The sequence below is a fragment of the Paenibacillus sp. AR247 genome, from assembly GCF_002968895.1.
Lineage (GTDB): Bacteria > Bacillota > Bacilli > Paenibacillales > Paenibacillaceae > Paenibacillus_AQ > Paenibacillus_AQ favisporus.
Map to the genome: position 1 here is coordinate 223,085 of NZ_PCZT01000012.1, position 1,349 is coordinate 224,433.

General features: G+C 46.7%; 2 protein-coding genes. Both read left to right on the forward strand.

Annotated elements, in window-relative coordinates; translation table 11 throughout:
- Positions 1–404: 404 nt before the first annotated feature.
- Positions 405–875, forward strand: coding sequence for a YpuI family protein (locus tag CPT76_RS22370; RefSeq protein ID WP_105444512.1), 471 nt, complete (start codon positions 405–407; stop codon positions 873–875).
- Positions 876–981: 106 nt separating this feature from the next.
- The gene (locus CPT76_RS22375; RefSeq protein ID WP_076169821.1) at positions 982–1,200 is read left to right on the forward strand and encodes a DUF1540 domain-containing protein; all 219 of its coding nucleotides are present in this window, start codon (positions 982–984) and stop codon (positions 1,198–1,200) included.
- Positions 1,201–1,349: the final 149 nt, after the last annotated feature.

The following is a 1,349-nucleotide window of genomic DNA, read 5'->3' on the forward strand; positions in this document are numbered from 1 at the left end:
TGCTGTTCTTTAAACGATGCTCCTGATGCGGAGCCGGGACCGGAAGGGATTCAGCTGCCTGCTGCCGGCTGTCCGAGCGCGGGAGCAGCAAAAATAACGCGAGCGCGCCGCAAACGGTTGCCGTTCCGATGCCCACCCATTTTCCTTTCGACATAAAAAGTACCTCCTTGAGAATGATAAGTACCTTTAGCGTGAGAAATGGGAAGCTATTTTATACCCCGGCGGCCGACTCAGGCAAAAACCTGCTCAATTCGTCCAAATCGTGACCAGAAAGGGATACCGTTCCAGTTTGTTTTATGTTAGGATAGTACATGAAAATTGATCCTTGCTTCAAACGATGGTGATGAAAATTTCGGATCCTCTCCAGGACCGAAAGGAACAAATTAAGGGGGAGCTAATTAGCTATGTCAGCAGGTAATGTTCAAAAATTGTGTGAGACCACGAAAGAGAAGCTGAAATCCGCGATCGAGAAACTGGAACAATTCCTCAATGAGAATTCGATTCCGCAGCTTGCGCCAGACAATAATGAGGAAACGCTGCAATTTTACAAAGGATTTTTGTCTGACCTGCGGCATCTTCTGGTTTTCTCTGAAGTATCAGCCGAGAAACTGGGAATTGCGTTGCGCCGTGCCAATTTTGACAATGATTTTGCTGAAAAAGCTCTCTATAATGTGTATCATCATTGCGTTAACAACTTCTTTTATCCGAAAAGCGAAAGCTATTCCGAAGATGGGCGTTATGCATACACGGGACAGGATGCTATCCGTTTCCGAGTAAAACCGGTTCGGCCGGTAAGAGACATCATTCTCGATATCACCAAAATATATGAAGAGCTTCGGGACGATCTGACTTATTACGACACCAAAGATGCCTGATGATGGCATCTTTTTTTATTTTCCTCATGACGACCATCAACTGACAAGATGCAGCAGGGATACGCCGATATGGAGCAGGGGACAATGAAGCTTGAGGTGATAAATAATGAAGGATCCAAGAACCTACGTAAAATGCAGCGTCAGCAACTGCAGCTACTGGGGTGAAGAGAACGTCTGCAAAGCCGAGCAAATCCTGATCGAAATCGACAAGCACGCCTCGGCCAAGTACAGCGAGGAGTACGGCAGCGAGCTTGGAGAGCACAAAGACCGGGCTGTAAATTCTTCGGCTACCTGCTGTCTGACCTTCAAGCCCAAAACTTCTTAATCCAAGCGCCCGACTCCATTTATGCACTTATCCATCAGTCGTGAGGAGGCTTCTAATCATGGATGAATTCAACAAACGAGAGCAGGAACACAAGACGGACAGCCCATTCGCAGGAAAAGGAATCACTCCCGTTTCAACGAATAACATTT

Excerpts from the sequence above, each read along its gene's own strand:
- CPT76_RS22370 (WP_105444512.1), top strand. The coding sequence starts at position 405 with ATGTCAGCAGGTAATGTTCAAAAATTGTGTGAGACCACGAAAGAGAAG.
- CPT76_RS22375 (WP_076169821.1), top strand. The coding sequence starts at position 982 with ATGAAGGATCCAAGAACCTACGTAAAATGCAGCGTCAGCAACTGCAGC.